5 protein-coding genes are annotated in these 6329 nt (G+C 71.1%); 2 read left to right on the top strand and 3 right to left on the bottom strand.

What is annotated here, in order from left to right:
* Positions 1–124: 124 nt before the first annotated feature.
* Entirely contained in the window at positions 125–1579 is a 1455-nt protein-coding gene (gene argG, locus ACWFR1_RS35670) for an argininosuccinate synthase (protein ID WP_453558953.1), read from the bottom strand.
* A gap of 173 nt (positions 1580–1752) precedes the next feature.
* Between argG and ACWFR1_RS35665 the strand changes: the two genes are divergently transcribed.
* Positions 1753–2052 (top strand): DUF1876 domain-containing protein, encoded by a 300-nt coding sequence (locus ACWFR1_RS35665; protein WP_453558950.1) that lies wholly within the window; start codon positions 1753–1755, stop codon positions 2050–2052.
* 78 nt (positions 2053–2130) lie between these two features.
* Here the strand turns inward: ACWFR1_RS35665 and ACWFR1_RS35660 are convergent, their stop codons facing one another.
* Positions 2131–2733, bottom strand: coding sequence for a CBS domain-containing protein (locus tag ACWFR1_RS35660; protein WP_453558947.1), 603 nt, complete (start codon positions 2731–2733; stop codon positions 2131–2133).
* Positions 2734–2897: 164 nt separating this feature from the next.
* Here ACWFR1_RS35660 and ACWFR1_RS35655 point away from each other — a divergent pair, with 164 nt between their 5' ends.
* On the top strand, positions 2898–4172 hold the full coding sequence (locus ACWFR1_RS35655; protein ID WP_453558944.1) for a YncE family protein: 1275 nt from the start codon (positions 2898–2900) through the stop codon (positions 4170–4172).
* A gap of 19 nt (positions 4173–4191) precedes the next feature.
* On the opposite strand, the gene ACWFR1_RS35650 is transcribed toward ACWFR1_RS35655, so the two are convergent.
* Complete coding sequence (locus ACWFR1_RS35650; protein WP_453558942.1) at positions 4192–6264, bottom strand: galactose-binding domain-containing protein; 2073 nt, start codon at positions 6262–6264, stop codon at positions 4192–4194.
* Positions 6265–6329: the final 65 nt, after the last annotated feature.

Raw genomic sequence — 6329 nt, 5'->3', positions numbered from 1 at the left:
AACACCGTCGGGGTCCGCGCCGGGGCGCGGGGCGGGGGTTGCGCAGGCCGCTTCCCGCGCTACCGCCGGCCTCGGCGCTTCGTGCGCCGAGCCGGCCTTTCCCGTGCCCGAAGGGGCGGACCCTTCAGTCCGTGCCCATCTCCATCGCCGCGCGGTCCAGCATCTCGTCGTCGCCGGAGACCTCGCCGCGGGAGGCGATCGCCTCGGCGCCGCCCTCCGGCAGCTCCGTCAGGGTGCCGATCAGGCCGGTCGCGGCCGCCTGGGCGGCACCGATCGCGGGGCTGCCGGTGCCGATCACGCCGAGCGCGGCGTACTGCTCCAGCTTGGCGCGGGAGTCGGCGATGTCGAGGTTCCGCATGGTGAGCTGGCCGATCCGGTCCACCGGGCCGAAGGCCGAGTCCTCGGTCCGCTCCATGGAGAGCTTGTCCGGGTGGTAGCTGAAGGCCGGGCCCGTCGTGTCGAGGATCGAGTAGTCCTCGCCGCGCCGCAGCCGCAGGGTCACCTCACCGGTGACGGCGGCGCCGACCCAGCGCTGCAGCGACTCACGGACCATGAGGGCCTGCGGGTCCAGCCAGCGGCCCTCGTACATGAGCCGGCCGAGACGCCGACCCTCGTTGTGGTACTGGGCGAGGGTGTCCTCGTTGTGGATGGCGTTGACGAGCCGCTCGTAGGCCGCGTGCAGCAGCGCCATGCCGGGAGCCTCGTAGATACCGCGGCTCTTGGCCTCGATGATCCGGTTCTCGATCTGGTCCGACATGCCCATGCCGTGGCGGCCGCCGATGGCGTTGGCCTCCATCACCAGGTCGACGGGGGAGGAGAACTCCTTGCCGTTGACGGTCACGGGGCGGCCCTGGTCGAAGCCGATCGTGACGTCCTCGGTGGCGATCTCGACCGAGGGGTCCCAGAAACGGACGCCCATGATGGGCTCCACCGTCTCCACACCGGTGTTCAGGTGCTCCAGGGTCTTCGCCTCGTGCGTGGCGCCCCAGATGTTGGCGTCGGTGGAGTACGCCTTCTCCGTGCTGTCCCGGTAGGGGAGGTCGTGGGCGACGAGCCACTCCGACATCTCCTTGCGGCCGCCGAGCTCGGTCACGAAGTCCGCGTCGAGCCACGGCTTGTAGATCCGCAGGTGCGGGTTGGCCAGCAGGCCGTACCGGTAGAACCGCTCGATGTCGTTGCCCTTGAACGTCGAGCCGTCGCCCCAGATCTGGACGTCGTCCTCGAGCATGGCCCGGACCAGCAGGGTGCCGGTGACGGCGCGGCCGAGCGGCGTGGTGTTGAAGTAGGCACGCCCGCCGGAGCGGATGTGGAACGCGCCGCAGGTGAGCGCGGCCAGGCCTTCCTCGACCAGCGCGGCGCGGCAGTCGACCAGGCGGGCGATCTCGGCGCCGTACGCCTTCGCGCGACCGGGCACCGAGGCGATGTCGGGCTCGTCGTACTGGCCGATGTCGGCCGTGTAGGTGCACGGGACGGCGCCCTTGTCGCGCATCCACGCGACCGCGACCGAGGTGTCGAGGCCGCCCGAGAAGGCGATGCCGACGCGCTCGCCGGCGGGAAGGGAGGTGAGGACCTTAGACATAGGAAGAGTATGCATCATCCTGCATGGTCATGCAACGTCGATCCTTGTGCGCCTCTTCCGCGCGCCCCGAGGCCGGGCGTCGCCCCGCCGCGCCCCGAGGCCGGGCGTCGCCCCCGTGCGCGGAGGCGTGGGCGGATGGATGCTGGTAGTAGCCGTGCGTGAGGAGGCAGACCATGACACGCACTCTGGAGTGGACGGTCGGCCTGGAGCTGATCGAGGAGAGCGGCAGGACTGAGGCCGAGGCGCGGCTCAGCACCGGCACCTCGACCATCACAGGCCACGGCACCGCCCGCTGCAACCCGTCGGACGTGGACGTCCCGGCGATCGGCGACGAGCTCGCCGCGAGCCGGGCGATGAAGGACCTGGCCGGCAAGCTCATGCGGGAGGCCAACCGGGAGATGGAGGCGGTGGGCGCGGGGACCGTACCCCAGCACACCGGTCCCGGATACGGCTGGCCGGAGGCGGTCTCCTGATCTCCTGACGGAGCCGTCACCCGCCCCGGGGGTCCAGGCCGGACGGTGTCCCTCTGTCCGGCCCGGCCCCTCGCGCTCCTACGCGCGGCCGTCGCCGTCCTCGTACGCCAGCCGGTCCACGACCTCGACCACCCCGTCGACGGTCTCGCACAGCCGCACCAGGATCGGTGCGACGTCCGGGTCCTCCAGTGCGCCGCTGAGCGTCACCACGCCCTCGTCCACGTCGATGTGCACGGCGGCGGGGGAGAGGCGCAGGATGCGGACGACGACGTCCTCCCGGATCTCCTCCTGGATCGACCGGTCACGCCGCAGGAACAGCTGGAGGAGGTCGCTCCGGCTCAGCACGCCGATGAGCCGGCCCTCCGAGTCCACCACCGGCAGTCGCTTCACGCGGTGCCGCTCCATCAGCCGGGCCGCCTCGACCGCCGTCCACGAGGGGCGGGCCGTCACGGCCGGGCTGGTCATCATGGCCTCGGCGGTGCTCGGGCCGTCCTTCGCCGTGTGCCGTCGCAGCAGGTCGGCCTCGGAGACGACGCCCACGGGGCGGTTCTCGTCGTCGACGACGGGGACCGCCGTGATGCCGTACTCGTCGAGGAGCCGCGCGATCTCCTTGAACGACGTCCCCCGCTGCACCGCGACCGCGGCCGGCGTCATCAGGTCCGCGACACTGCGGTTCCTCATCGTCCGTTCCGTCCCTTCTGCGTTCCGGACTCCATGGTCCCGCACCGGACGTATTCCTGGCGTGAGGGGGTGTGGAACAGAGGGTGCGGCCAGGGCTTGCGGAGATGTCATGTACATGGTTACTTCGGGTAAGTCGCGGTTCCGAGAAGGAAGAAGGACCCCTCATGCCCTCCCCTCGCACGCACCGTCGCCGTCGCTTCGGCGGAGCCCTGGCGCTGGCCCTCGCCCTCCTCACCGCGTCCGGCGGCACCGGAACGGCCGCCCCGGGAGCGATCCCCGACGAGACCCCCGCCGGACTGCGCGAGGTGATGTTCGTCGGCAACAACTGGGACGGCACGGCCGACGTCATCGAGTCCCGCGGCGACCTCCGCCGCATCGGACGCCTGAACGTCGTCCCCGACCGCGAGGAGCGGCTGCGGGAGATCTATCTGAACCCCGTCAAGCTCGCCTTCTTCCTGGGCGTCCGCAGCGGGCCGGGGGAGGGGCACGACCAGTTCGTCGACGACATGTACGCGACCCCCGACGGCTCGGCCATGGTCGTCTCCCGCCCCAGCCTCGCCGACGTGGTCTCCCTCGACCTGCGCACCGGTCGCGTCAACTGGCGCTTCCCCGTCGCCGGTTACCGCGCCGACCACATGGCCGTCTCGCCCGACGGCACCCGGGTCGCCGTCTCCGCCTCCACGGCCAACACGGTGCACGTCCTCGACATCGCGACCGGCCGTGAGGTCGGCTCGTTCAGGACCGGCGACAAGCCCCACGAGAACGTCTTCACCTCCGACGGCCGTCTGTGGAACATGTCCATCGGCGAGGTCACCACCGCCCTCGACGCACCCTGGCTCGACTGGACCAAGGGCGACCGCCGCATCACCGTCGTCGACGCCCGCACCTTCGAGACCGTACGGGTGATCGACATGCGCTCCCGGCTCGACGCCTTCGGGCGCGACGACCTCTCCGACGCCGTACGGCCGCTCGTCCTCACCCCGGACGAGAAGAAGCTGTACTTCCAGGTGTCGTTCCTCAGCGGGTTCCTGGAGTACGACATCGCCACCGACCGCATCACCCGGGCCAAGTACCTCCCCGGCAACCCGTCGACCGACCCCGACCGGACGGCCTGGGTCAACGACTCGCGCCACCACGGCCTGTCGATCAGCCCCGACGGGACCAAGCTCTGTGTCGCCGGCACGATGGACGACTACGCCACCGTCGTCGACCGCGCGAGCCTCCAGGAGGGCCCGCTCGTCGAGGTGTCCAAGCCCTACTGGGCGACCGTGAGCGGCGACGGAAAGTCCTGCGTCGTCTCGGAGAGCGGTGCGGACCGCGTGACCGCGATCGACTTCGCGACCGGCCGGAAGGTGGCCACCGTCGATGTCGGCGACCACCCCCAGCGCGTCCGGCTCGCCCGCGTGCCCGCCGACTGGACGGGCCCCGCGGGGAGTTGATCCGGGGTCGCGCGGACCGTCAGGTGCGGTGCACAGCGACCTCGTGGAGCGAGTAGCCCCACTGGGTCGCGCGCCGCACCCCCTGGATCCTCACGTACCGCGCGGACGTCGAAGCGAACTCGGCGTTGTCGTAGCCGCCGTCACCGGCGTCCGTGCTCCACACCGTCCTCCAGTCCGTGCCGTTCTCCGACACGTCGACGCGGTACTCCCGCGCGTAGGCACGCTCCCAGTCCAGGGTGACCTTGCCCACCCGGTGCACCGCCCCGAGGTCCATCTGGAGCCACTGGCCGTCCGACCAGTCGCTGGCCCACCGCGTGCCGACGTCACCGTCGACGGCGCGGCCCGGCGCGTAGCTCGTGAACGGGTTCCACTCCGCGGAGCTCGCCGAAGTCGCCGCGCCCGCAGCGAGGTTGATCCCCGGCTCGTGCTTCTCGGTCGACCTCCACGTCGTCAGGTACGACTCCGCTCCACCCGACAGCTCGTCCACGACGCCCTGGCCGCCGCTGAGCCGGATCTGCTCGATCCAGTCCGGGACCAGGCCGTTGTGCGCGGCTCCGTCGGTGTTGAGGTCCCAGGTGCGCTCGCCCGTGACCTGGCGGTCGATCACCGCGCCGCCGTCGGCGCTGCGGAAGGGGTACTTCACGGCGTTCGGGGCGTCCGGGCCGACCGGGCCCGGCCAGCCGCCGACGCCGTTCATGTCCGTGCCGTAGCCGAGACCGACCCCGTACTTCTCGCGAAGGTCCGCCTTCTGCGCCGCCTCCCCGATGAAGCCCTCCGCGCCGTGCATGTACTGGGCGACGAAGCCGCCGAGACGGTACAGCCGCTCGGTCCAGTCGAGGTCCATCCAGCTGTGCGTGGAGAGGACGCCCGGGTACTCCTCGGACTCCAGGATGTCGAGCGCCCGCCCCGCGGCCTTGACGCTCATGTGGTCGAGCTCCAGCATCATGCCCCGGTCGATCATGCCCCGCAGGGCGTGTTCGCCGAGCCTGGTGAGACCGCGGGTGTTGCACTTGGCGTCCGAGGCGTACGACGGGACGCTCACCCCGGCCGGCAGCTTCGAGGCCATCACGGGCGCGGCGGCCAGGCCGATCGGGTTGTCGTGCTGCGGGCCCGCGCACTGCTCCGTGGCCCAGAAGGTGCCGGTCGACAGGAACTGGCCGATGTTGACGGCCGCCCCGATGGTCCCGGAGTCGAAACGCACCCCGCACAGGGCGTTGTCGAACTTGTGGCACAGGAACATGCTGCGCACGCCGAGCCCGTACAGCTCGTCGAGACCGCGGTCGATGTCGGCCTTGTCGCACTGGGCGACATCCAGGATCTGCTTGCAGCCGAACGGCTCCGAGGTCTCGACGCCGAGGACGACCGCCAGCTTGCCCTGCTCGACCACCGAGCGGGCCTGGGCGGAGTCGGTGACGATCCGGAACCAGCCCTTTCCGGGGCCGCCGTACATGCCGTCGACGTAGTCCTGGAGCTCGTACGTCTTCCTGGCCTGGAGACGGATCGACTCCATCTCGTCACAGCCGCGGTCCCGGGGCAGGATCGAGCAGATCAGGCCGTTCGTCACCAGGTCGTTGACGAGCACGCGCTGCCCGCCGCGCCAGGCCCGCTCGACCCAGGCGTAGTAGTTCTGCTGGTGCGTCAGGGAGTTGTGGGCGGGCCAGTCCTTGAACGAGGGCCAGCCGACCGGGTCGTGCGTGCCGTCCGCGCCGCCGGTGATGTTCTCGAAGAGCGCGCCCCTGCCGTCCGGATAGTGCTCGGGGCAGTCCTTGAGCGCGTCGGCGATGCCCACCGTGGAGAACGTCTGACCGCAGATGAGCCGGCCGCCGAACCCTTCGTTGGACATCAGGTGGTTGTGCGCGTCGACGAACCCGCGCACCTTCCCCTGGGCGTCGGTGCCGGTGAACGGCGCACCGGTGACGTTGACCCCGGAGTCCGGTGCGGGCCGGGAGGCCGGCTCCCACCACGTACCGGTGGCGGAGCCGGCGGCGGCCGCGGGAACCGGTCCGGAGCCGAACAGCAGCGCGGCGAGGGTGAGGAACAGGGCGAGGAGCGCGGATCTGCCGCCTGTTTTGCGCGGTGAGGGTCGAATCATGGTCAGCGATGCCTCCGGTCGGTGGGGGTGTGCCGGGCGCCCCGAGAATCGCGGTGTCGAGCCAG

The organism is Streptomyces sp. NPDC055103, from assembly GCF_053607625.1.
Note: the sequence above shows the minus strand (reverse complement) of the source record. Positions and strands in the feature narration are given on the sequence as shown.

Coding starts and splice junctions, on each gene's coding strand:
- argG (WP_453558953.1), bottom strand. CDS start 1,579: ATGTCTAAGGTCCTCACCTCCCTTCCCGCCGGCGAGCGCGTCGGCATC.
- ACWFR1_RS35665 (WP_453558950.1), top strand. CDS start 1,753: ATGACACGCACTCTGGAGTGGACGGTCGGCCTGGAGCTGATCGAGGAG.
- ACWFR1_RS35660 (WP_453558947.1), bottom strand. CDS start 2,733: ATGAGGAACCGCAGTGTCGCGGACCTGATGACGCCGGCCGCGGTCGCG.
- ACWFR1_RS35655 (WP_453558944.1), top strand. CDS start 2,898: ATGCCCTCCCCTCGCACGCACCGTCGCCGTCGCTTCGGCGGAGCCCTG.
- ACWFR1_RS35650 (WP_453558942.1), bottom strand. CDS start 6,264: ATGATTCGACCCTCACCGCGCAAAACAGGCGGCAGATCCGCGCTCCTC.